17 protein-coding genes, 4 tRNA genes and 1 other RNA gene are annotated in these 21,649 nt (G+C 73.1%); 13 read left to right on the plus strand and 9 right to left on the minus strand.

The window, feature by feature from the left end; genetic code table 11:
* The first annotated feature begins 34 nt into the window (after positions 1 to 34).
* Together ACZ6AA_RS37365 and ACZ6AA_RS37370 are read left to right on the plus strand one after the other, a co-directional pair.
* Positions 35 to 946 carry a GAF and ANTAR domain-containing protein gene (locus tag ACZ6AA_RS37365; RefSeq protein WP_468483483.1) on the plus strand — a complete coding sequence of 304 codons (912 nt, stop codon included), beginning with the start codon at positions 35 to 37 and terminating at the stop codon, positions 944 to 946.
* The gene (locus tag ACZ6AA_RS37370; RefSeq protein ID WP_471462928.1) at positions 943 to 1,692 is read left to right on the plus strand and encodes a GAF domain-containing protein; all 750 of its coding nucleotides are present in this window, start codon (positions 943 to 945) and stop codon (positions 1,690 to 1,692) included. Before ACZ6AA_RS37365 ends, ACZ6AA_RS37370 begins: the two co-directional genes overlap by 4 nt.
* A gap of 102 nt (positions 1,693 to 1,794) precedes the next feature.
* Here ACZ6AA_RS37370 and ACZ6AA_RS37375 read toward each other — a convergent pair.
* Positions 1,795 to 1,882, minus strand: a tRNA-Ser gene (locus tag ACZ6AA_RS37375).
* A 120-nt stretch (positions 1,883 to 2,002) separates the two neighbouring features.
* On the opposite strand from ACZ6AA_RS37375, the gene ffs reads away from it, so the two are divergent.
* From ffs to ACZ6AA_RS37405, 6 genes are all read left to right on the plus strand, one after another.
* Positions 2,003 to 2,101, plus strand: an RNA gene (gene ffs / locus ACZ6AA_RS37380) — signal recognition particle sRNA small type.
* A 92-nt stretch (positions 2,102 to 2,193) separates the two neighbouring features.
* Positions 2,194 to 4,599: a DNA polymerase III subunit gamma and tau gene (locus ACZ6AA_RS37385; RefSeq protein WP_471462930.1), complete on the plus strand. Its 2,406-nt coding sequence runs from the start codon at positions 2,194 to 2,196 to the stop codon at positions 4,597 to 4,599.
* Positions 4,600 to 4,708: 109 nt separating this feature from the next.
* Positions 4,709 to 5,968, plus strand: a complete 1,260-nt coding sequence (purD, locus tag ACZ6AA_RS37390; protein ID WP_468453628.1) for a phosphoribosylamine--glycine ligase — start codon at positions 4,709 to 4,711, stop codon at positions 5,966 to 5,968.
* Between the two features lie 531 nt (positions 5,969 to 6,499).
* On the plus strand, positions 6,500 to 8,362 hold the full coding sequence (locus ACZ6AA_RS37395; RefSeq protein WP_468454277.1) for a hypothetical protein: 1,863 nt from the start codon (positions 6,500 to 6,502) through the stop codon (positions 8,360 to 8,362).
* A 784-nt stretch (positions 8,363 to 9,146) separates the two neighbouring features.
* On the plus strand, positions 9,147 to 10,655 hold the full coding sequence (locus ACZ6AA_RS37400; RefSeq protein ID WP_471462932.1) for a N,N-dimethylformamidase beta subunit family domain-containing protein: 1,509 nt from the start codon (positions 9,147 to 9,149) through the stop codon (positions 10,653 to 10,655).
* Positions 10,656 to 10,759: 104 nt separating this feature from the next.
* Positions 10,760 to 11,659, plus strand: a complete 900-nt coding sequence (locus ACZ6AA_RS37405; protein WP_471462934.1) for a phosphoribosylaminoimidazolesuccinocarboxamide synthase — start codon at positions 10,760 to 10,762, stop codon at positions 11,657 to 11,659.
* Between the two features lie 87 nt (positions 11,660 to 11,746).
* Here ACZ6AA_RS37405 and ACZ6AA_RS37410 read toward each other — a convergent pair.
* From ACZ6AA_RS37410 to ACZ6AA_RS37445, 8 genes are all read right to left on the minus strand, one after another.
* Positions 11,747 to 11,819 (minus strand) — tRNA-Gly (locus tag ACZ6AA_RS37410).
* A 23-nt stretch (positions 11,820 to 11,842) separates the two neighbouring features.
* Positions 11,843 to 12,454 (minus strand): response regulator, encoded by a 612-nt coding sequence (locus ACZ6AA_RS37415; protein WP_468453623.1) that lies wholly within the window; start codon positions 12,452 to 12,454, stop codon positions 11,843 to 11,845.
* Complete coding sequence (locus ACZ6AA_RS37420; RefSeq protein WP_468483485.1) at positions 12,451 to 13,722, minus strand: sensor histidine kinase; 1,272 nt, start codon at positions 13,720 to 13,722, stop codon at positions 12,451 to 12,453. Before ACZ6AA_RS37420 ends, ACZ6AA_RS37415 begins: the two co-directional genes overlap by 4 nt.
* 46 nt (positions 13,723 to 13,768) lie before the next feature.
* Positions 13,769 to 14,590, minus strand: coding sequence for an ABC transporter permease (locus tag ACZ6AA_RS37425; RefSeq protein WP_468453619.1), 822 nt, complete (start codon positions 14,588 to 14,590; stop codon positions 13,769 to 13,771).
* A complete protein-coding gene (locus ACZ6AA_RS37430; protein WP_471462936.1) occupies positions 14,587 to 15,567 on the minus strand; it encodes an ABC transporter ATP-binding protein in 981 nt (326 codons plus the stop codon). The genes ACZ6AA_RS37425 and ACZ6AA_RS37430 overlap by 4 nt, the downstream gene beginning before the upstream one ends.
* A gap of 162 nt (positions 15,568 to 15,729) precedes the next feature.
* Positions 15,730 to 15,805 (minus strand) — tRNA-Gly (locus ACZ6AA_RS37435).
* A 79-nt stretch (positions 15,806 to 15,884) separates the two neighbouring features.
* Positions 15,885 to 15,956, minus strand: a tRNA-Gly gene (locus tag ACZ6AA_RS37440).
* A gap of 144 nt (positions 15,957 to 16,100) precedes the next feature.
* Positions 16,101 to 16,418, minus strand: a complete 318-nt coding sequence (locus ACZ6AA_RS37445; protein ID WP_468453615.1) for a histone-like nucleoid-structuring protein Lsr2 — start codon at positions 16,416 to 16,418, stop codon at positions 16,101 to 16,103.
* 455 nt (positions 16,419 to 16,873) lie between these two features.
* Between ACZ6AA_RS37445 and purS the strand changes: the two genes are divergently transcribed.
* From purS to ACZ6AA_RS37470, 5 genes are all read left to right on the plus strand, one after another.
* Complete coding sequence (gene purS, locus ACZ6AA_RS37450; protein WP_030362773.1) at positions 16,874 to 17,137, plus strand: phosphoribosylformylglycinamidine synthase subunit PurS; 264 nt, start codon at positions 16,874 to 16,876, stop codon at positions 17,135 to 17,137.
* 56 nt (positions 17,138 to 17,193) lie between these two features.
* Positions 17,194 to 17,871 (plus strand): phosphoribosylformylglycinamidine synthase subunit PurQ, encoded by a 678-nt coding sequence (gene purQ, locus ACZ6AA_RS37455; RefSeq protein ID WP_468454275.1) that lies wholly within the window; start codon positions 17,194 to 17,196, stop codon positions 17,869 to 17,871.
* The gene (gene purL, locus ACZ6AA_RS37460; protein WP_468453612.1) at positions 17,868 to 20,117 is read left to right on the plus strand and encodes a phosphoribosylformylglycinamidine synthase subunit PurL; all 2,250 of its coding nucleotides are present in this window, start codon (positions 17,868 to 17,870) and stop codon (positions 20,115 to 20,117) included. The genes purQ and purL overlap by 4 nt, the downstream gene beginning before the upstream one ends.
* A gap of 106 nt (positions 20,118 to 20,223) precedes the next feature.
* On the plus strand, positions 20,224 to 20,724 hold the full coding sequence (locus ACZ6AA_RS37465) for an ArsR/SmtB family transcription factor (RefSeq protein ID WP_468483488.1): 501 nt from the start codon (positions 20,224 to 20,226) through the stop codon (positions 20,722 to 20,724).
* 41 nt (positions 20,725 to 20,765) lie between these two features.
* A complete protein-coding gene (locus ACZ6AA_RS37470) occupies positions 20,766 to 21,629 on the plus strand; it encodes a M23 family metallopeptidase (RefSeq protein ID WP_471462939.1) in 864 nt (287 codons plus the stop codon).
* Positions 21,630 to 21,649: the final 20 nt, after the last annotated feature.

Consider the following 21,649-nt stretch of genomic DNA (forward strand, 5'->3'; position numbering starts at 1 on the left):
CGCGACGGGCCCGGCTGCGGGATACTGGGGGATCATGTCGGCCCGGCCGTGGGGCCAGGCGGAGGTGACGGCGATGCGGCCCGAGAATCGTGGGGAGGACGAGGAACTCGTCCGGCCGGAGCAGGGGGAGCGGCAGCGGATCACCGACGTCCTGTCCGTCGCCGCGGCGGCGGTGGAGGTCGATCAGGTGCCGGAGGCGCTGTGCCGGGCGTGCGTGGAACTGCTGCCGGTCACGGGCGCGTCCGTCTCCCTCGGCCACCTCAGTTCCCTCAGCGGGGACTGCGGCGTCAGCGTGACGCTGTGCGCGAGCGACGCCGTCGCGGCCGGGCTCGCCGAGGCGCAGTACACCCTCGGGGACGGCCCGAGCCGACGCGCGCAGACGCTGGGGGCGCCGGTGCTCGCCGCGGACCTCACCAGTGGGCCCGACGCCCGGCGCTGGCCGGTGTTCGCCCAACAGGCCGTGGAGCTGGGCGGGTGCGCGGTGTTCTCGCTGCCCCTTGGCACCGGCGCGCTGGCGATCGGCACCCTCGACCTCTACCGCGACCGCCCCGGCGTGCTCTCCGAGCGGGACCTGCGGATCGCCCTGCTGGTCCGCGACGCCGTCACCTTCGCCGTCTCCAACCTCCAGGCCGGATCCGGGAGCGGGTTCGATCAGGACGACGGCGGAGTAGCGTCGTGGGTGGAGGCCGCCGAAGCCGACCACGTCGAGGTCCATCAGGCCGTCGGCATGGTGATGGTGCAGCTGGGCGTCGATCCGGATCAGGCCCTTGACCGGCTCAGAGCCCGCGCCTTCGCGCAGGGCAGGACGGTGAGCGAAGTGGCCCGCGACGTCGTCGCCCGCACCTTCCGCTTCCCCGACGCGGAGGGGACGCCGGCCGACCACGACGACAGCCCCGATCAGGACCATGGGCGCCACGGCGACCGCGAAGGAGACAGCGAACGGTGACGAACCGCGAACAGCAGCTCGCCGAGGCGTTCGTGGGCCTTGCCGACACGCTCGCCGACGACTTCGACCCGGTCGTCCTGCTGCACCGCCTGGCTGGGCACTGCGTCGACATCCTCGGCGCCGACGTGGTCGGCGTCATGGTGGCCACGCTCCGCGGCGACCTGCGCACCATGGCCGTCTCCGACGAACGGGCCGCCGTCGTGGACCTGTTCCGGCCACAGACCACGGAGGGCCCCTGCCTGGACTGCTACCGCGCGGGGCGCCCCGTCGACGTACCCGACCTGGCGGGCACCGGCGCGCGCTGGCCGCGCGTCGTGCCGCTCGCGGTGCGCGCCGGTCTCCGGTCGGCGCAGGCGCTGCCGCTGCGCGTCAACCACCGGACCATCGGCGCCGTGGGCCTCTTCCACGCCGCGCCCGGCGGCCTGCTCCCGGCCGACCTGAAGCTGGCCCAGGCGCTCGCCGACGTCGCCGCCGTCGCACTGATCCACTGGACCCCGGAGCGGGCCCGCCCCTCCGACGTCCTCACCCACGTCCAGTCCGCCATCACCGCCCAGGCCGCCGTCGAAACAGCCACCGGCATGCTCGCCGAGTACGGCCGCCTGCACCCGACAGACGCCCGCCGCGCCCTGCACGCCTACAGCCACCACGACGGCGACAGCCCCGCCCACATCGCCCACGCCCTCATCCGCCGCACCCTGGCTCCGCAGACTGTCCTTGCCGGGTGGAGTGGGCGGGGGGCGCGCTGACGGCGGACCGGCCGAACGTCGGCGCCCTCGGCCGCCGTACTAACGTCGAAGGGCCCCGCTGCAAGCAGCGGGGCCCTTCGACGTTAGTGCCCGGTGAGGCACTGGCGGAGGATACGAGATTCGAACTCGTGAGGGGTTGCCCCCAACACGCTTTCCAAGCGTGCGCCCTAGGCCACTAGGCGAATCCTCCGCCGCAAACAATACAAGACGCGGAGGGGTGCTCGCGAACGTGTTCCGGTCGGGGGGACCTGGTGCGTTCCTGTCGGGGGAGCGGGCTCGTTCGCACCCCCGGGGATCGGCTAGGGTGGGGGACAGCCCCTCACGCGGCGCTATCTGACTGAACTCCCCCAGGGCCGGAAGGCAGCAAGGGTAGGTCGGCTCTGGCGGGTGCGTGGGGGGCGCTTTGCGTTCCGGGGGCGGGGCGCGCGGTGGGGCCGGTGGGGGCGGGGGCTTCGTCCGGGGCGGTCCGGGTTGTCAGTGGGCGCCTATAACCTCGTATACGTGTCGTCTCTCGCGCTGTACCGCCGTTATCGCCCGGAGTCGTTCGCCGAGGTCATCGGGCAGGAGCATGTAACCGACCCGCTGCAGCAGGCGCTGCGCAACAACCGGGTCAATCACGCGTACCTGTTCAGTGGCCCGCGCGGCTGCGGCAAGACGACGAGCGCGCGCATCCTCGCCCGGTGTCTGAACTGTGAGCAAGGTCCCACTCCCACCCCGTGCGGCGAGTGCCAGTCCTGCCGCGACCTCGCGCGGAACGGCCCCGGGTCCATCGACGTCATCGAGATCGACGCCGCGTCCCACGGTGGTGTGGACGACGCCCGTGACCTGAGGGAGAAGGCCTTCTTCGGGCCCGCGTCCAGCCGGTACAAGATCTACATCATCGACGAGGCCCACATGGTCACGTCGGCGGGCTTCAACGCCCTCCTGAAGGTCGTCGAAGAGCCGCCGGAGCACCTCAAGTTCATCTTCGCGACGACGGAGCCCGAGAAGGTCATCGGCACCATCCGGTCGCGTACGCACCACTATCCGTTCCGGCTCGTCCCCCCGGGCACCCTGCGCGACTACCTCGCCGAGGTCTGCGGGCGCGAGGGCATGGCCATCGAGGACGGCGTCCTGCCGCTCGTCGTGCGCGCCGGTGCCGGGTCCGTGCGTGACTCCATGTCCGTCATGGACCAGCTCCTCGCGGGCGCCCGCGAGGACGGTGTGACGTATGCCATGGCCACGGGCCTGCTCGGGTACACGGACGGTTCGCTCCTCGACTCCGTCGTCGAAGCCTTCGCCTCCGGTGACGGCGCCGCCGCCTTCGAAGTCGTCGACCGCGTCATCGAGGGCGGCAACGACCCGCGGCGCTTCGTCGCCGACCTGCTCGAGCGGCTGCGGGACCTGGTGATCCTCGCCGCCGTGCCCGACGCCGCCGAGAAGGGCCTCATCGACGCCCCCAGCGACGTGGTGGAGCGCATGCAGGCCCAGGCCGGGGTGTTCGGCGGCGCCGAGCTGAGCCGCGCAGCCGACCTCGTCAACGAAGGCCTCACCGAGATGCGCGGGGCCACCTCGCCCCGCCTCCAGCTGGAGCTGATCTGCGCGCGCGTGCTGCTCCCCGCCGCGTACGACGACGAGCGCTCCGTGATGGCCCGCCTCGACCGCCTCGAGCGCGGCGGGAACTTCATGGCCGCGGGTCCCGCCGGGGTTCCCGCCATGGGGTACGTGCCCGGGCCGGAGGCCCACGCCGCGGCTCGGCAGCCGGGTGTCGCTGTGCCGCCGCCGGGGCCGGACGTCCCGCCCGGGGGTGGCGCTGCGGCGGCTCGTGCGGCTGTACGGGGTGCTGGTGCTGGTGCCGGTGGCGGACCTGGCGTCGGCGCTGGTGGCGGTGGTGGTGCCGAGGCCGAGGGCGCGCCCGCCGCTGCCCCGGCCGCCCCAGCTCCCGCCCCCGAGGCCCCCCCGTCCCCCCAGCCCCCCACCCCGGCCGCACCCACCACCCCGCCCGCCCCCCAGGCCCCCGCCGAGCCCCCCGCCCCGGCTCCCGCCGCCAACCGCCCCGGAAGCTGGCCCACGGCCTCCGCCCCGGGCAGCGGCACCCCGACCCCGAGCGGCGGCGCTCCCGGCGCCCCAGCCACTGGGCCCGCCCCCGCGGCCCCGGCCCCCGCGGCGAACCGCCCGGGCGGCTGGCCGACAGCAACCCCCGCGGGCGGCGGCCCCGCGCAGCCGCCCGCCGCACCCCCGGCCCCGGCCCAGCCCCCGCACGCGGCCCCGGCCCCCGCCGTCCAGTCGGCCCCGCCCGCCCCCGCCGCCGCGTACACGGGCGGTGGCCCCGACCCCCGCTCCCTCTGGCCGAACATCCTGGACGCGGTCAAGAACCGCCGCCGGTTCACCTGGATCCTGCTCAGCCAGAACGCCCAGGTGGCCGGGTTCGACGGCACCACGCTCCAGCTCGGCTTCGTGAACGCCGGCGCGCGGGACAACTTCGCGTCCAGCGGCAGCGAGGACGTGCTGCGGCAGGCGCTGACGGAGCAGTTCGGGGTGCAGTGGAAGGTCGAGGCGATCGTCGACCCGTCGGGCGGCTCGGCACCGCCGCCCGCCGCGAGCGGATTCGGCGGCGCCCCGGTGGCCTCCCGCCCCGCGCCCCAGCAGCCCGCGCCGCAGCAGGCCCCCGCCCCGTCCCCGGCGCCGCAGCAGCCGGGCCCCGCCCAGTCGTCGTCCGCGCCCGCCGCCCCCCAGCAGGGCCAGTCGCGGCCCTCGGCCCCGGCGCCCGCCCAGGCCCCGCCGTCCAGAGCCCCGGAGCACGTCGCCCCCGAGGACGACATCCCGGAGGACGACGACCCGGACCTGGTCGACTCGGCCCTGTCCGGCCACGAGCTGATCGTCAGGGAGCTGGGCGCGACGGTGGTCGAGGAGTACACGAACGAGTAGGAACCCCCAGCTCCGCCCGCCCCACCTGGAGAAACCCACAAGCCTCGGGATCACCCCGCCTCGGACGCCCGAACAAAGGCACCCCGTCCGCCGGGCTAGGCTGACCCCCGTGAAGGTCCTCGTCATCGGCAGCGGTGCCCGCGAACACGCCCTGTGCCGCTCCCTGTCCCTCGACCCCGCGGTCACCGCCCTGCACTGCGCTCCCGGCAACGCCGGGATCGCGGACGTGGCCGAGCTGCACCCGGTCGACGCCCTCGACGGCGCCGCCGTGGCCGGGCTCGCCACGAAGCTCGGCGCCGCGCTGGTGATCGTCGGACCGGAGGCGCCGCTCGTCGCCGGGGTCGCCGACGCCGTGCGCGAAGCGGGCATCCCGTGCTTCGGGCCGTCCAAGGAGGCCGCCCGGCTCGAGGGCTCCAAGGCCTTCGCCAAGGACGTGATGGCGGGCGCGGGCGTACCCACGGCGCGCAGCTACGTCTGCACCACCCCCGAAGAGGTCGACGCGGCCCTCGATGCCTTCGGCGCCCCGTACGTCGTCAAGGACGATGGCCTCGCCGCGGGCAAGGGCGTCGTCGTCACCGGCGACATCGAGCAGGCCAGGGAGCACGCCCTCGCCTGCGGACGCGTCGTCATCGAGGAGTTCCTCGACGGCCCGGAGGTCTCCCTCTTCGCCGTCACCGACGGCGAGACCGTCGTGCCGCTGCGCCCCGCCCAGGACTTCAAGCGCGCCCTCGACGGCGACGAGGGCCCCAACACCGGCGGCATGGGCGCCTATTCGCCGCTGCCGTGGGCCGACCCGAAGCTCGTCGACGAGGTCCAGGAGACGGTGCTCCAGCCGACCGTCGACGAACTGCGCCGCCGCGGCACCCCCTTCTCCGGGCTGCTGTACGCGGGGCTCGCCATCACCAGCCGCGGCATCCGCGTCATCGAGTTCAACGCCCGCTTCGGCGACCCCGAGACCCAGGTCGTCCTCGCCCGCCTCAGGACCCCGCTCGCGGGCCTCCTGCTCGCCGCCGCGAACGGCACCCTCGCCGACCTGCCGCCGCTGCGCTGGAGCGACGACGCGGCCGTCACCGTCGTCATCGCCTCGCACAACTACCCCGGTACGCCGCGCACCGGCGACCCCATCGAAGGCCTCGCCGACGTCGCGGACCAGGACGCCCCGGACGCGTACGTCCTGCACGCGGGGACCCGGCGCGAGGGTGACGCGGTCGTCAGCGCGGGCGGCCGCGTGCTGTCGGTGACGGCGACGGGCGCCGACCTCGCGCAGGCCCGCGAGCGCGCGTACGCGGCGGTCGGCCGGGTCCGCCTCGACGGCTCCCAGCACCGCACGGACATCGCCGAGCAGGCGGCGCGGGGCGACGGCGCGTAACTCCGCGGGACGGCGCACGGCCCCACGGCCGCGCTGCCCCGCGGGCACCGCACGCCCGGTCGCGTACCTCGCATGGCCCGAGCCGTCCCCTGTCACCCCTGCCCCTGTGCCCCACGGGTCTACGGTCCTCCGTAGACCCGTCCGGCGTTACGGAGGGTGTCCACTGAGCCCGCCGTATGACGGCCGCCGACTTGCCGGAGCGGCGGGCCTGGTCGGCGCGGCGACCGTCGGCCCCGGGGCCCCTGCCCACGGGCCCGCGACCCGTCCCCCCGGCCCCTCGGCGAGCGGGCCAGCTTTGCCCAAAGCCATTCCATCGAGTGACCGGTCGGCCATCCGGCTGACGGTGACCGGCACCCCAACTAGGGTGCGGCGAAGGCATTGAAGGCACTCACAGCCAAACAGCCCACCGGCATTGCGATGTCGGTGGCGGGTGCCACAGTGGGGGAGTGAGCAACGCCAACGACGTGCGCCGTCGGCTCCGGCCGCCGGCCGAGCTGTAGGCAGCAGGGGGTGACTTCGGTCGTGTCAGGGATGGGTGTGGAGGTGGGCGCGCGGGCCGCGCGTTCACGGGCCCTCGCCGTGCTGCGCATCCGCAGCCGGGCGCTGGCCGTCGCCCTGCTGCCCGCGGCCGTCGCCGTCGTGCTGCTCGCCGCCACGGCCATGGGGCACATAGGCGGCGGCAGTTGGGCCGCGGCGCGCTGGGCCGTGACGGTCCTCGCGGTGCTCGTGCTGCTCGGCGCCGGGGCCGTCGCCCTCGTCGTCGCGCGGGCCAGGCCCGCCATGAGCCCGACCGTCCCGATCACGGAGGCCTCCGCCCCCGATCTGTACCGCCTGGTGCGGGACCTCGCCGACCGCCTCGAAGTCCCCGCCCCCTCGGCCATAGCGCTCACCCCGGACTGCGACAGCTGGCTGGAGGACCGCACCCACCGGGCGCACGGGACCCCGGCGGACACCCCCGTGCCCGGCACCGGACCGGACGGTGCGCGCACGGACCCCGCCACCCCGCCCCACGGCACGGCCATCCAGGGCGCCCGACCGCCCCGGCGCCGCGCGCCCGCCGCCCCGGTCCTCGTCATCGGCTCGCCCTTCCTGTGGTGGATGCGCGTCGGCGAGCTGCGCGCGGTGCTCGCACCGGTCGTCGCGGGTACGGGCCCCTCGGCGCACCCCGACATAGCCGCCGCCCGTCGTTTCGTACGCGGCCTGGACGCCGCCGTCGCCGTCGCATCGGCGCCGGGGCGCGGGCCGCTCGCGCGCACCGTCCTCGGCGGGGTCGGGAAGGTGGCACGAATGCTGCTGCGCAGCTGCCGGGTGCACGCCGCGGAGATGGAGCGCGGCGTCGCGGCGGCCGCGGCCGAGCGTGCCCAGAGCGTGGACTACGGCGTGCGGATCGTCGCCCAGGAGCAGGTCGGCCTCGCGTACGCGGGGTGGGACCGGCTGCTGACCCGGGTCGCGCTGCCCGCCTGGCGCATGGGGCGGTGGCCCTCGCGGCTCGACGCGGGCGTCGTCTCCGCCCTCACCGAGCTGTCCCGCCGCGACCGCCTCGCCGAAGGCTTCGCCTCCCGGCTCGGCGAGCGGCCCGCGTGCGACCTCCTGGAGGAGCCCGGCGCGGTGGACGAGGCCGCCTCGCTGCTCGCCGCCCGCCTGTTCCACGGCGGGCCCGCCGAGCCCGGGCCCGGCTGGGCGCCGGTGGCCTGGCACGAGTATCCGGACGAGGTCGTCGACCGGAAGTGGCGGATGGACGCGGCGCGCCTCCACCGCGTCCTGGACGCGCTCGGCGTCAGCCGCTCCAGCGACCCCACGGCGGCCGACCCCAAGGGGCCGACGCTCGGCCGGGTCCTGGAGCATCTGACGGACCCGGAGGCGATGGCGCGGCGCGCGGCGGCCGGGCCCGGCCTCATCGACGCCGACGTGCCCGAAGCGGGGCTCACGGACGCCGAGTTGGCCCAGGCCGGGTTCGCCGCCGCCGTCGATCCCGCCGACGCCGTCGACGCCCCGGAAGGGCGGGGCGGGGAGCTGGCCGCGCGGCTCGGCGCGGAGCTGGCCCGGGAGGAGGCCGAGGCGCCGCCCCGGCCCGCGCCCGCGGGGCAGGGGCCGGACGAGGCGCTGTGGGACGACGGGGTGCTGCCGCTGTTCCCGCTGCAACCGCCCCGGTCCGGGCGGGAGTTGCTGGCCGACCATGTCACGGCGATGGTGTGCTGTGCCGCCGTCGACACGGCGGGGGCCGCGCCGGGGCTCGACTGGCTGGACGGGCCGTCCCTCCTGATGCACGGTGAGCGCGCGGCGGACCTTACGCCCAGGGTGCTCACCCTCGTCGAGGACGGCGACCCCGAACCCCTCCGCCACTGGCTCACCGAACTAGGCATCCGCCCCGAAAAGCCGGTACGCCTGGTCTGACCCCCGATCGGCTACGCCTGTCCCGCCCCCCGATCGGCGCTCCGCGCCTCGTCCTCAATCGCCGGACAGGCTCCATCTCCCACCCACCCGCCCAAACCACGAACCAACCGAGCAACAGCCCGGCACCATCAGCCCCACCCCACTCACACCACAACACCGCTGCCCCCCGGCACACGGCTCCACCCCGCCCGACTGCACCTCCAGCCCCCACAACACCGCTCCACCCCGCCCGGCTGCACCTCCCCCACCCCTCGCCCCACACGCCTCCCCACCATCCAGCTCCGCCCGCAGCGCCCCTCCGCCCCCGCGTCGCAACGCCTCTCCGCCCCCCCCGCTGCCCCCTCGACCCGGCCCCGCGGCGTCATTCCGACCCGGCCCCGCAGCGCCCCACCCCGCAGCGCCCCACCGCCCCACCCCGCAGCGCCCTCCGCCCCACCCCGCAGCGCCCTCCGCCCCACAGCGCCCTCCGCCCCGCCCCGGCGAAGTCTTCAGCCCGTCCGGCGTTTGAGGACGAGGCGCGGAGCGCCGATTCGGGGGCGCCCCGGGCCCACGGCAAGGGGACACCCACCCCCGGGGTCCAGGGGCGGAGCCCCGGTTTCGGGAAGGGGCGGGGCTGGGGAAGGCTCACATCAATTCACGACGAACGGTAACGACACACGTGCGTAATGTGATGTGCTGGGTCAGGCAGCCGACACGGCCCCGTGGGACAGCGCAGAGCAGCAGCGCACCCCCCGCCGCACCACCCGTGTCGCCCAGGCCGGGGGAGCGAGGGAGGGGACAACGCATGGGACCGGAGCCGATCCGCCGCTGGGAGTCGGGCGCCCTCGCCCACGCCGTGACCGACCCGTTCGGCCAGGGCCCGCTGCCCTGGCTCCGCGGCGCCGAGCACTACTTCGACGACACCGGCCAGGTCGTCCCCTGGTACGTGGACCACACCCCAGGCGCCACCGGCCCGGTCCCCGCCCCCCGCACCGGCAGCCCCCGCACGGCCGACGACATACACCGCCAGATCAAGGGCTTCACGAGCACGGGAGCCGCCGCCCCCGGCGAGGCGATCGACTTCCACATCACCGTGGACCCGCCCCAGCAGTTCAGCGTGGACATCTACCGCATCGGCCACTACAGCGGCGACGGCGCCCGCAAGATCACGACGAGCCCCCGCCTCTCCGGCATCGTGCAGCCCGCCCCGCTGGCCGCCGACCGCACGGTCTCCTGCCACCACTGGTGGCTGTCCTGGCGCCTGCAGATCCCGACGTACTGGAACATCGGGGCGTACGTGGCCGTCCTCACCACCACCGACGGCTACCGCTCCCACGTCCCCTTCACCGTCCGCGACAGCGTCCCCCCGGGCCCCGGCGAGCCGGTCGCCCCCTCGGCCGACCTCCTCGTCCTGCTGCCCGACATCACCTGGCAGGCGTACAACCTCTACCCGGAGGACGGCCACACCGGCGCCAGCCTCTACCACGCCTGGGACGACTACGGCCGGCTCCTCGGCGAGAGCGAGGCCGCGACCACGGTCTCCTTCGACCGGCCGTACGCGGGCGCGGGCCTGCCCCTGCACGTGGGCCACGCCTACGACTTCATCCGCTGGGCCGAGCGCTACGGCTACGACCTCGCGTACGCCGACACCCGCGACCTGCACGCGGGCCTCATCGACCCCACCCGCTACCGGGGCCTGGTCTTCCCCGGCCACGACGAGTACTGGTCGGCGGCGATGCGCCGCACCACCGAGCTGGCCCGCGAGTCCGGCACGTCCCTGGTGTTCCTCTCCGCCAACACCATGTACTGGCAGGTCGAGTTGGGCCCTTCGCCGTCCGGCGTCCCGGACCGCCTGCTGACCTGCCGAAAACGCCGCGGCCCCGGCAGGGCCGCGCTGTGGCGCGAAGTCGACGTCCCCGAGCAGCAGTTGATGGGCATCCAGTACGCGGGCCGGGTCCCCGAGCCGCACCCCCTCATCGTCCGCAACGCCGACCACTGGCTGTGGGAGGCGACCGGCGCGCACGAGAGCGACGAGATCGACGGCCTGGTCGCGGGCGAGGCCGACCGCTACTTCCCGCGCACCGCGCTCCCCGAGCACCAGGACCGCATCCTGCTCGCCCACTCCCCGTACGAGGACAGCGAGGGCGCCGTGCGCCACCAGGAGACCTCGCTGTACCGCGCCCCGTCCGGCGCCCTCGTCTTCGCCTCGGGCACCTTCGCCTGGTCCCCGGCCCTGGACCGCCCCGGCCATGTCGACCCACGCGTCCAGCGCGCCACGGCCAACCTCCTGGACCGCATCTGCAAACGCGACTGAGGCCCGTTCGCGTTCACCACGCCCCATCCGGGCAACCCGTGGCCAAGACCGGCTCCCGCATACGGGAGAATCGAGGCACTTGGACAGAACCACGGGGAGGAACCGTGTCCGGATTCGTCGAAAAGCCCGAGCCGATCCAGGTTCCGGGTCTGGTGCATCTGCACACCGGCAAGGTGCGCGAGCTGTACCGGAACGAGGCGGGCGACCTCGTGATGGTCGCCAGCGACCGCATGTCCGCCTACGACTGGGTGCTGCCCACCGAGATCCCCGACAAGGGGCGGGTCCTGACCCAGCTGTCGCTGTGGTGGTTCGACCGGCTCGCGGACATCGTGCCGAACCACGTCATCTCCACGGACCTGCCGCAGGGCGCCCCCGCCGACTGGGCGGGCCGCACCCTCGTCTGCAAGGCGCTGGAGATGGTGCCGGTCGAGTGCGTCGCCCGCGGCTATCTGGCGGGCTCGGGCTTCGCCGAGTACAAGGAGTCCCGCACGGTCTGCGGCCTCGCCCTGCCCGAGGGCCTGACCGACGGCTCGGAGCTGCCCGCGCCGATCTTCACCCCGGCCACGAAGGCCGCCGTCGGCGAGCACGACGAGAACGTGAGCTACGAGGAGGTCGCCCGCCAGGTCGGCGCGGAGACGGCCGCCCAGCTGCGACAGACGACCCTCGCCGTCTACGGCCGGGCGCAGGACATCGCGAGGGACCGCGGCCTGATCCTCGCGGACACGAAGTTCGAGTTCGGCTTCGCCGGCGACGAGCTGGTGCTCGGGGACGAGGTGCTGACCCCGGACTCGTCCCGCTTCTGGCCCGCGGACCTGTGGGAGCCGGGCCACGCCCAGCCCTCCTTCGACAAGCAGTTCGTCCGCGACTGGCTCACCTCGTCCGCGTCCGGCTGGGACCGCGCGAGCGAGCAGCCGCCCCCGCCGCTGCCCGCGGACGTGGTGGCGGCGACGCGCGCCAAGTACATCGAGGCGTACGAGCGGCTCACGGGGACTTCCTGGGCGTAGCGGACCCGACGGCGGGGGCCGCTCGGCCCCCGCCGGCCCCGCACACGACAAAGCCCCCCGGTTCCGAGAACCGGGGGGCTTTCGCTGAGCGGACGACCAGGTTCGAACTGGCGACCTCAACCTTGGCAAGGTTGCGCTCTACCAACTGAGCTACGTCCGCACTGCGCCGAAGCGCGAGAGCCACTATACCCAACCTCGCTCCCGCGCGAGACGCACCGCCGCATGCCGGTTCTCCGCACCGATCTTGGTGACCGCCGAGGAGAGGTAGTTGCGGACCGTTCCCTGGGAGAGGGCGGCCCGCTCCGCGATCTCCGACACGGGCGCGCCGTCGGCGGCGAGTTCGAGCACCTCGGCCTCGCGGGCGGTCAGCGGGGAGTCTCCGGCGGAGATCGCGTCGGCGGCCAACTCCTGGTCCACGTAGCGGTTTCCGGCATGGACGGAACGGATGATCTCGGCGAGGCGCTGAGCGCTGACCGTCTTCGGGACGAACCCCCGCACACCCGCTTCAAGTGCCCGCTTGAGGTGCCCCGGCCGGCCGTGGCTGGTGACGATCATGGTGCGGCAGTCGGGGAGTTCGTCCCGCAGGAGTGTGGCGACACTCACACCGTCGGCGCCCGGCATCTGCAGATCGAGCACGGCGACGTCCGGCCGGTGGGCCCGCGCCATGGCCAGCGCCTCGGGTCCGGTGGCGGCCTCGGCGACGACGACGAGGTCGTCCTCCAGGGCGAGCAGGGCGGCGAGCGCGCCGCGGATCAGATGCTCGTCGTCGGCGAGCAGCACGCGTACGGCGGTCATGAGGCCTTGGCCTCCGGGACGATCGGGGCGGCGTCCGCCTTGCCAGGGAGCCCCGGCTCCGGCAGCGGCACCCGCGCGGTGAGCCGGAAGCGCCCGCCCTCCGACGTGTGCTCCAGCGTGCCGCCCACGGTCGCGAGCCGTTCCCGGAGTCCCCTGAGCCCGGACCCACCGCTGCCGACGGGGGCCTCGGGCGCCCCGTCGTTCTCGATGGTCAACTCCGTACGTCCTTCCGTCACCGAAACCGTGATGGCGCACGTCTCCGCGTCGCCGTGCCGCAGCACGTTGGTGGTGCCCTCGCGCACGACCCACCCGAGCGCCGCCTGCACCGCCGGGGGCAGGCCGACGGGCGCCCCGGTCACCCGGCAGCCGATCCCCGCGGCCTCCAGGACACCCTGCGCCCCGGCGAGTTCGGCGCCCAGCTCGGCCTCGCGGTAGCCGCGGACGACGTCCCGTATCTCCCGCTGGGTCTCCTGCGCGATCCGCTGCACCTCGACCATCTGGTCCACCGCCTCGGCCCTGCCGCGCCGGGCGAGCTGCACGGCGAGCTCGCTCTTGAGGGCGATGACGGCGAGGTTGCGGCCCATGACGTCGTGCAGGTCGCGGCCGAAGCGCAGGCGTTCCTCGGCGACGGCGAGACGGCCCTCGGTCTCGCGGGCCCGCTCCGCCTCCCACATCACCGACAGCGTCCAGGCCCCGCACCGCGAGGTCAGCAGCGCGAGCATGCCGCCCGCGGCGATGAGCGCGCCCAGGGCGACCAGCTCGCCGCCGCGCGCGCCGACGGCGGCGAAGGCGGCCACCAGGACGGCGACGACCACCGCGAGATGGCGGCAGAAGCCCCGGATCGACAGGGCGAAGCCGAGCGCCTCCGCGTACGGGGTGATCAGGAACAGCGCGCTGAGGCCGATCACGCCGCCCTCGACGCCGTCGACGCGCCGGAGGGCGAGGGCGAGGCCGAAGCCGACGGCGGAGAGGCCGAGCAGGACGGCCAGGTCGTGGCGCGGGAACGGGGCGCGGCCCAGGTAGTGGTCGAGGGACCGGCGCAGCCCCCGGTTGATCTGCGCGCACTGGAGCGCGGCCACCGCGATCATCGACCAGCCCAGGAGCTGCGCGGTGGTCCCGTGCCGCAGGCCGAGGCCCACCGGCAGCGCGCACCAGCTGAGGAGGAAGATCCACGGCACGGTGTGCCACATGACCATGCTCTGCAGCTCGACCTGTTCGATCTTCCTCAGGCCGCGCCAGCGTCGTTGCCAACCCCGGATCCTGCCCACCGCTCCCTGTCCCTTCGCCCGCCCGGCAGCCCCCTGAAAGGCGCCGCTAGCGCCGCGGCTCCCAGCGGAACCACCTTCGTACAGCAAACACGCCGACCACGGTCCAGGCCACCGCGACCGCGACGGCGCCGAGCGCCTCGGAGGCGGCCATGTCGCCGGTCCAGCCGCCGCGGATCAGCTCGATCGTCGGGGTGAGCGGCAGCAGTTCGCAGACGGCGGCGAGCTTGTCCGGCATGACTTCGAGCGGGACGAGGGTGCCGGAGCCGATGAAGGAGATCAACAGCAGCGGCATGGCCGCGACCTGGGCGCTCTCCACGCTGCGGCTGAAGGTCGCCGTGACCGCCCCGAGCACGGGCCACAGCACGAGGGCCAACAGCAGCCCCAGGACGGCGTAGAGGGGCGCCTCCGGTGCCCCGACGTCGAGCAGTGCCGCGCAGGCGCCCGCGAGGAGCAGGGACTGCGCGAGGCCGACGGCCACGGACGGCAGCGCGGCGCCCGCGAGGATCTCCAGGTCCCGCACCTCGCCGGTGCGCAGCCGCTTGAGGACGAGTTCCTCGCGCCGGGCGGCGTAGACGCTCACCAGCGTCGAGTACACGGCGAAGAGGAGGGCGAAGCCGATCGAGGACGGCAGCACCACCGAGCCGATCGACAGGCCGGTGCCCTTCAGGTCCATCCCGTCGGCGGCCTGGCGCACGCTGAACGGCATGACGAGCGGCACGAACATCGCCGCGAACAGCGTGCCCTTGGTGCGGCCGAGCAGCGTCAGCTCGGCGCGGGCCAGGGCCCGCAGGCGTCCGGCGGAGGTGGTGCGGGTCACGGACCGGGGGGTCGCGGTGGGCCGCGCGGCGGTGGGGGTCGCGGAACTCATGCCACCTTCTCCTTCTTGTACGTGGTCGCGCCGGGGCCGTCCGGCTGCTCGGCGCCGCCCCGGGTCGCCTCCTGCGCGATGCGCAGGAAGGCCTCTTCCAGGGACGCGGCCCGTACGTCGAGTCCGCGCAGTTCGACGCCGGTCTCCCGGGCCCAGACGAGGAGCCCGGTGGCGGCGTGCTGGAGGGTGTCGGTGCGCAGCCGTACGGTGCGGCCGCGCAGTTCGTGCCCGGTGACGCCGAGGGCGGGCAGCGGCGGCAGGTCGCCGAGGTGGTAGCCGTCGGGCAGGTCGAAGGAGATGTGGGAGGGCTGGGAGGCGACGACGTCGGTGACGGTGCCCGCGGCGGCGATGCGGCCCTCGTGCAGGATCGCGAGGCGGTCGGCGAGGTTCTCGGCCTCTTCGAGGTAGTGCGTGGTGAGCAGCACGGTGGTGCCCCGGTCGCGCAGGTCGCGCACCAAGTCCCAGGTCTCGCGGCGGCCTTCGGCGTCGAGTCCGGTGGTGGGCTCGTCGAGGAAGAGGACCTCGGGGTCGCCGACGAGCGCCATCGCGAGGTCGAGGCGGCGCTTCTCGCCGCCGGACAGCTGCTTCACGCGGACGCCGCCGCGGGCGGCGAGCCCGACGGCTTCGAGAACCTCGCCGACGGGGCGGGCCCCGCTGGTGCACCCGGCCCACATGCGCGCGGTCTCGGTGACGGTCAGCTCGGAGGGGAAGCCGCCTTCCTGGAGCATCACGCCGATCCGGGGCCGGACCGCGTCCCGCTCGCGGTACGGGTCGTGCCCGAGCACCCGGACGGTCCCGGCGGCGGGTGCGGCGAGGCCTTCGAGGACTTCGACGGTGGAGGTCTTGCCCGCGCCGTTGGTGCCGAGCAGGGCGAACAGCTCGCCGCGACCGGCGGTGAACGAGATCCCCCGGACCGCTTCGAAGCCTCCCGTGTAGCGGCGCCGCAGGTCGGTCACTTCGATCACTTGGTCTGTCATGACTCAAGGCTCGCCCGCCGCCGAAGCCGCAGGCAGTGCGCGTTGTCATCGACTCGCATGACAAATGTCAGACGCGCGGGCCGCCGCCTTCGGGCCGCATTAGGAGGGGGCGTGCCGGAACACGACGAAGGCCCGGTGTCTGGGACACCGGGCCTTCGTGACTGGAGCGAACGACGAGGTTCGAACTCGCGACCTCAACCTTGGCAAGGTTGCGCTCTACCAACTGAGCTACGTTCGCATTGCCTCCGACCAGCTCTCACTGATCGGCGCGAGCACCAGCTTACCGCACCCGAATGGGTGGTCGGTGAGCGGTGCGGAGCGGGTGACAGGAATTGCACACTGCGCCTTCCCCCTGGAAGGGGGATGTTCTACTACTGAACTACACCCGCACGACTCCTCGGGGTTCGGCCTTTTCGGCCTTGCCCTTCGGCGTGCTCCAGACTCTAGCTGACCAGCGGGGGTGCTGCGCAAGTCGGTTGCGCGAGCACCCCCGCCCCGAGGTCCCCGAGGGGTCCCGGCGTCTGCGTCCGGAGTCAGTTGGCGGCCTCGAACGCCTCGTACACCTTCTTCGGGATGCGGCCGCGCGGCGGTACGTCGAGGCGGTGCGAGCGGGCCCAGGCGCGCACGGCCGCCGGGTCGGGGGTCACGGCCGTGTGCCGGAAGACCTTGCCGGACTTCGACTGCTTGCGGGCCGCCTCCAGGTAGGGGGCGAGGACCTTGCGGAGTTTCTCGGCATTGGTTTGGTTGAGGTCGATCTCGTACGACTTCCCGTCCAGACCGAAGGCGACCGTTTCCGCCGCTTCTGAGCCGTCGATGTCGTCAAAGAGAGTGACCACGACACGCTGCGCCACGAATATCGGTCCTTTCGTGCGGCGCCACCGCATTGACGTGCAACGATGTGCGGTGATGCCGACTGTCCGGCAGTTTTGGGACAAAGTATCGGCTATTGCCAATTCCTTTGTACAGTGCCTGGCATTGAATAGTGAAGCCAAGGAAAACCAACCGCGTGTTCCGGCGGCGTGTCCGGGAGAATACGGGCAGGCCGGGCGCTTCCCCAGCAGGGTGGGTGCGGCGGGGCGGTGGACGCAATGGCGAACTGTGATCTTTTCCAGGATTTTTCGCGTACGTGTCCTGCTCGACGCCGTGCCGACCCCTTCGAAGTGACTGCGGTCACGTATGTTGCTACGAATCTACGCGGGTAGAAATTTTGTGCGGGTAGTCTGAAGGAACCTGCTCGGCGGCCCGCTCGGCGCCAGGTGAGCAGTCCGCAAGCAGCACACGCAAGCACCACACACCGGGAGTGCCAGTGGCACGCGTCGTAGTCGACGTCATGCTCAAGCCGGAGATCCTCGACCCCCAGGGACAGGCGGTGCAGCGTGCACTGCCGCGCCTCGGTTTCCAGGGCATCTCCGACGTACGTCAAGGAAAGCGCTTCGAACTCGAGGTGGACGGGCCCGTCGACGACGCCGCCCTCGCCCGTATCCACGAGATGGCGGAAACCTTCCTCGCCAACACCGTGATCGAGGACTTCGTCGTAAAGGTCGAAGAGCCGGCGGTGGAGGCGAAGTGACCTCCCTCCCGTCGCCCGCCACCACCCTCAACGGTGGCCCTACGGGCCGCTGGAATATTCGCGTCGGAGTCGTCACTTTTCCTGGAACGCTCGACGACCGCGACACCCAGCGCGCCGTGCGCGTCGCCGGTGCCGAGGCCGTGCCGCTGTGGCACCGCGACAAGGACCTGAAGCAGGTCGACGCCGTGGTCCTTCCGGGCGGTTTCAGTTACGGCGACTATCTGCGGGCCGGCGCCATCTCGCGTTTCTCGCCCGTCATGGAGTCGGTCATCGAGCAGGCGAAGGCCGGAATGCCGGTCCTCGGGATCTGCAACGGCTTCCAGGTCCTCACCGAGACCCACCTGCTGCCCGGCGCGATGCTGCGCAACAACCACCTGCACTTCATCTGCCGTGACCAGAAGCTGCGCGTGGAGACCAACTCGACTGCCTGGACGGCCGATTACGAGCCTGGCCAGGAGATCTCGATCCCGCTGAAGAACATCGACGGACGCTACGTCGCCGACGAGCGCACCCTCGACATGCTGGAGGCGGAGGGCCGCGTCGCCTTCCGCTACCTGGACATGAACCCGAACGGCTCGCTGCGCGACATCGCGGGCATCACGAACGAGGCCGGCAACGTCGTCGGCCTCATGCCGCACCCCGAGCACGCGGTCGAGCCGCTGGTCGGGACCGGTCGCACGGACGGCCTGGGATTCTTCACCTCGATCCTGAAGAAGCTGGTGGACGCCCGATGACCCTGGACACCGTCAAGCACGCGGCGGGGACTCCCGAGTCCGCGCAGCCCTGGAAGGAGCTCGGCCTCAAGGAGGACGAGTACGCCCGGATCAGGGAGATCCTCGGCCGCCGCCCGACCGGCGCCGAGCTGGCCATGTACTCGGTCATGTGGTCCGAGCACTGCTCGTACAAGAGCAGCAAGGTGCACCTGAAGCAGTTCGGCGAGAAGGTCCCCGACAACGACGCGATGCTCGTCGGCATCGGCGAGAACGCGGGCGTCGTCGACGTCGGCCAGGGCTACGCGGTCACCTTCAAGGTCGAGTCGCACAACCACCCGTCGTACATCGAGCCCTACCAGGGCGCGGCCACCGGCGTCGGCGGCATCGTGCGCGACATCCTCGCGATGGGCGCGCGCCCGGTCGCGGTCGTGGACCCGCTGCGCTTCGGCGCCGCCGACCACCCCGACACCAAGCGCGTCCTGCCGGGCGTGGTCGCGGGCATCGGTGGCTACGGCAACTGCCTGGGCCTGCCCAACATCGGCGGCGAGGTCGTCTTCGACTCCTGCTACCAGGGCAACCCGCTGGTCAACGCGGGCTGCATCGGCGTCATGAAGCACGAGGACATCCACCTCGCGAAGGCGTCGGGCACCGGCAACAAGGTCATCCTGTACGGGGCCCGCACGGGCGGCGACGGCATCGGCGGCGTGTCCGTGCTCGCCTCGGAGACCTTCGAGTCGACCGGCCCGGCCAAGCGTCCCGCCGTCCAGGTCGGCGACCCCTTCCAGGAGAAGCTCCTCATCGAGTGCACCCTGGAGATCTTCGGCGAGAAGCTGGTCGCGGGCATCCAGGACCTCGGCGGCGCGGGCCTGTCCTGCGCCACCAGCGAGCTGGCCTCGGCCGGTTCGGGCGGCATGCGCGTGGAGCTGGACACGGTTCCGCTGCGCGACTCCTCGCTCTCGCCCGAGGAGATCCTCATGAGCGAGTCGCAGGAGCGCATGTGCGCGGTAGTCGAGCCGGACAAGGTCGACCGCTTCATGGAGATCTGCGAGAAGTGGGACGTCATCGCCACCGTCATCGGTGAGGTCACCGAGGGCGAGCGCCTGGAGATCTTCTGGCACGGCGAGCAGATCGTCGACGTGCCGCCGCGCACGGTCGCGCACGAGGGCCCGGTCTACCACCGGCCCTACGCGCGCCCGTCCTGGCAGGACGCCCTCCAGGCGGACGACGCCAACAAGCTGGCGCGCCCGGCGAATTCGGCGGAGCTGAAGGACCAGATCCTCAAGCTGGTCGCGTCCCCGAACCAGGCCTCCAAGGCGTGGATCACCGACCAGTACGACCGCTTCGTCCAGGGCAACACGATCCTCGCGCAGCCCGAGGACGCGGGCATGGTCCGCGTCGACGAGGAGTCCAACCTGGGCGTCGCGATGGCGACGGACGGCAACGGCCGGTACGCGAAGCTCGACCCGTACGCGGGCGCGCAGCTCGCGCTCGCCGAGTCGTACCGCAACGTCGCCGCCTCCGGCGCCAAGCCGCTCGCCATCTCCAACTGCCTGAACTTCGGCTCCCCCGAGGACCCGGACGTGATGTGGCAGTTCGCGGAGGCCACCCGCGGCCTGGCGGACGGCTGCCTCCAGCTGGGCACCCCGGTGACCGGCGGCAACGTCTCCCTCTACAACCAGACCGGCGAGACGGCGATCCACCCGACCCCGGTCGTGGCCGTGCTCGGCGTCATCGACGACGTCACGCGCCGCACGCCGATCGCCTTCAAGGAAGAGGGCCAGCTCCTCTACCTGCTCGGCGAGACCCACGAGGAGTTCGGCGGCTCGGCCTGGTCCCAGGTCGTCCACGACCACCTCGGCGGCCTGCCGCCGAAGGTCGACCTGGAGCGGGAGCGGCTGCTCGGCGAGATCCTGATCTCCGCCTCGCGCGACGGCATGATCGACGCCGCGCACGACCTGTCCGACGGCGGCCTGGTCCAGGCGGTCGTGGAGTCCTGCCTGCGCGGCGGCACCGGCGCCCGCCTGGTCGTGCCGGACGGGCTCGACGCCTTCACGTTCCTGCTCAGCGAGTCCGCGGGGCGTGCCGTCGTGTCCGTGCCGCGCAGCGAGGAGCTGCGGTTCACCGACATGTGCGGGGCGCGGGGTCTGCCCGTCACGCGGATCGGCGTGGTCGACGGGGACGCCGTCGAGGTGCAGGGCGAGTTCGCGCTGTCGCTCGACGAGCTGCGGACGGCGCACGCGGAGACGATTCCGGGGTTGTTCGCCTGACGCGGCCCTAGCGAGAGTCGCGGGAGCCCCCGTTCGGACAGGGTCCGGGCGGGGGCTTCGGCGTTCCGGGGTTGATTGAGATTACGTAATTACGTAACTTAGTAGCGTGGATCTTGAAGAGCGCGTCGCCGCACTGGAGCGACGCATGGCCGCCCTTGAGGGCGAGGACCGGCCGGCGCCCGCCGTCGGCCGCGATGACTTCTGGGCGCTCGAAGGCCTGAAGGCGCAGCTCGCCGAGCTCGGGGCGGCGGACGGCGGGGTGCTGTACACCGGCGCGGTGCGGCTGCCGACCGGCCAGCGGTACGAGTGGCAGACCGGGAGCCTCACCGACCAGCTCCTCGACGAGGACTGGACTGCCGCCGCCGACTCGTTCGCCGCGCTCGGGCACCCCGTGCGCCTGCGGCTGCTCCGCGAGATCCTCGGCGGCCGCCGCACCGCCGCCGACCTCGCCGCGCTCGACGACATCGGCACGACCGGCCAGATCTACCACCACCTGCGCCAGCTCACCGCCGCCGGCTGGCTGGAGACGACCGGGCGCGGGCGGCACGAGGTGCCCGCGGGGCGGGTGGTGCCGCTGCTCGTGGCGCTGTCCGTCGCCCGGCCGTGACACCGGCGCGTACGTAACCGCACACACCAGGGGGAACGACCATGTCCATCCGTCTGCGCAAGCTCGTCTTCGTCCTCAGCCGTGTCCTGTGGCTGGCCTTCTTCGTCCAGGCGATCGCGGGCTCCTTCGTCGACCTGCCCTACAACTACTGGCTGGGCTGGCTGCCCGCACTCGGCGCGATCGCGCTCGACGTCCTGCGCCGCCGCAGCGCCGCGAGCCAGATCCAGGCGGAGGCCCGGCCGCCCGTCGAGGTCGAGCCCCCCGTCACCGGCCGCTGGTCCGCCCTCAACAGCCCCGCCGACAAGGTGCCGAGCCACGGCACGCACAACCTCGGCCAGACGTACGCCATCGACATCACGGCCGAGCCCGACGACCCGGACCGCGGCCGCCCCGGCTTCGCCTGGCTCTGGCCGGTCGCCCGCCGCAACCGGGCGTTCCCCGCCTTCGGGGCGCCGCTGCACGCGGTCGCCGACGCCACCGTCGTGCACGCCGAGGACGACCAGCGCGACCATCTCAGCCGCAACTCGCTGCCCGCCCTGGTGTACTTCCTGCTGATCGAGGGCGTCGGCCGGATCCTCGGCGGCACCCGCCGCATCGTCGGCAACCACATCGTCCTCGACCTCGGCGAGGGGACGTACGCCGTGTACGCGCACGTCCAGCGGGGCTCGCTCGCGGTCCGGGCCGGGGACAAGGTCGTCGCCGGACAGCGGCTCGGCAACTGCGGGAACTCCGGCAACTCCACCGAGCCGCACGTCCACTTCCAGCTGATGGACGGTCCGGACCTGAACACGGCCAGGGGCGTGCCCTTCCGCTGGCGCGGCATCGGGGTGCCCGCGAACCGGGAGGTGTTCACGGCTGTTCATGACGCGGAACAGGCATCCGGCAAGAATTTGATCCAGAACTAAATTTAGCCTCAGCGCAAAAT

The sequence above is a fragment of the Streptomyces sp. NPDC040610 genome, from assembly GCF_055594065.1.

What these genes read in the sequence shown, in the direction of transcription:
- ACZ6AA_RS37395 (WP_468454277.1), top strand. Translation starts at nt 6,500, where the DNA reads ATGGGTGTGGAGGTGGGCGCGCGGGCCGCGCGTTCACGGGCCCTCGCC.
- ACZ6AA_RS37400 (WP_471462932.1), top strand. Translation starts at nt 9,147, where the DNA reads ATGGGACCGGAGCCGATCCGCCGCTGGGAGTCGGGCGCCCTCGCCCAC.
- purL (WP_468453612.1), top strand. Translation starts at nt 17,868, where the DNA reads ATGACCCTGGACACCGTCAAGCACGCGGCGGGGACTCCCGAGTCCGCG.
- ACZ6AA_RS37430 (WP_471462936.1), bottom strand. Translation starts at nt 15,567, where the DNA reads ATGACAGACCAAGTGATCGAAGTGACCGACCTGCGGCGCCGCTACACG.
- ACZ6AA_RS37470 (WP_471462939.1), top strand. Translation starts at nt 20,766, where the DNA reads ATGTCCATCCGTCTGCGCAAGCTCGTCTTCGTCCTCAGCCGTGTCCTG.
- ACZ6AA_RS37415 (WP_468453623.1), bottom strand. Translation starts at nt 12,454, where the DNA reads ATGACCGCCGTACGCGTGCTGCTCGCCGACGACGAGCATCTGATCCGC.
- ACZ6AA_RS37425 (WP_468453619.1), bottom strand. Translation starts at nt 14,590, where the DNA reads ATGAGTTCCGCGACCCCCACCGCCGCGCGGCCCACCGCGACCCCCCGG.
- ACZ6AA_RS37365 (WP_468483483.1), top strand. Translation starts at nt 35, where the DNA reads ATGTCGGCCCGGCCGTGGGGCCAGGCGGAGGTGACGGCGATGCGGCCC.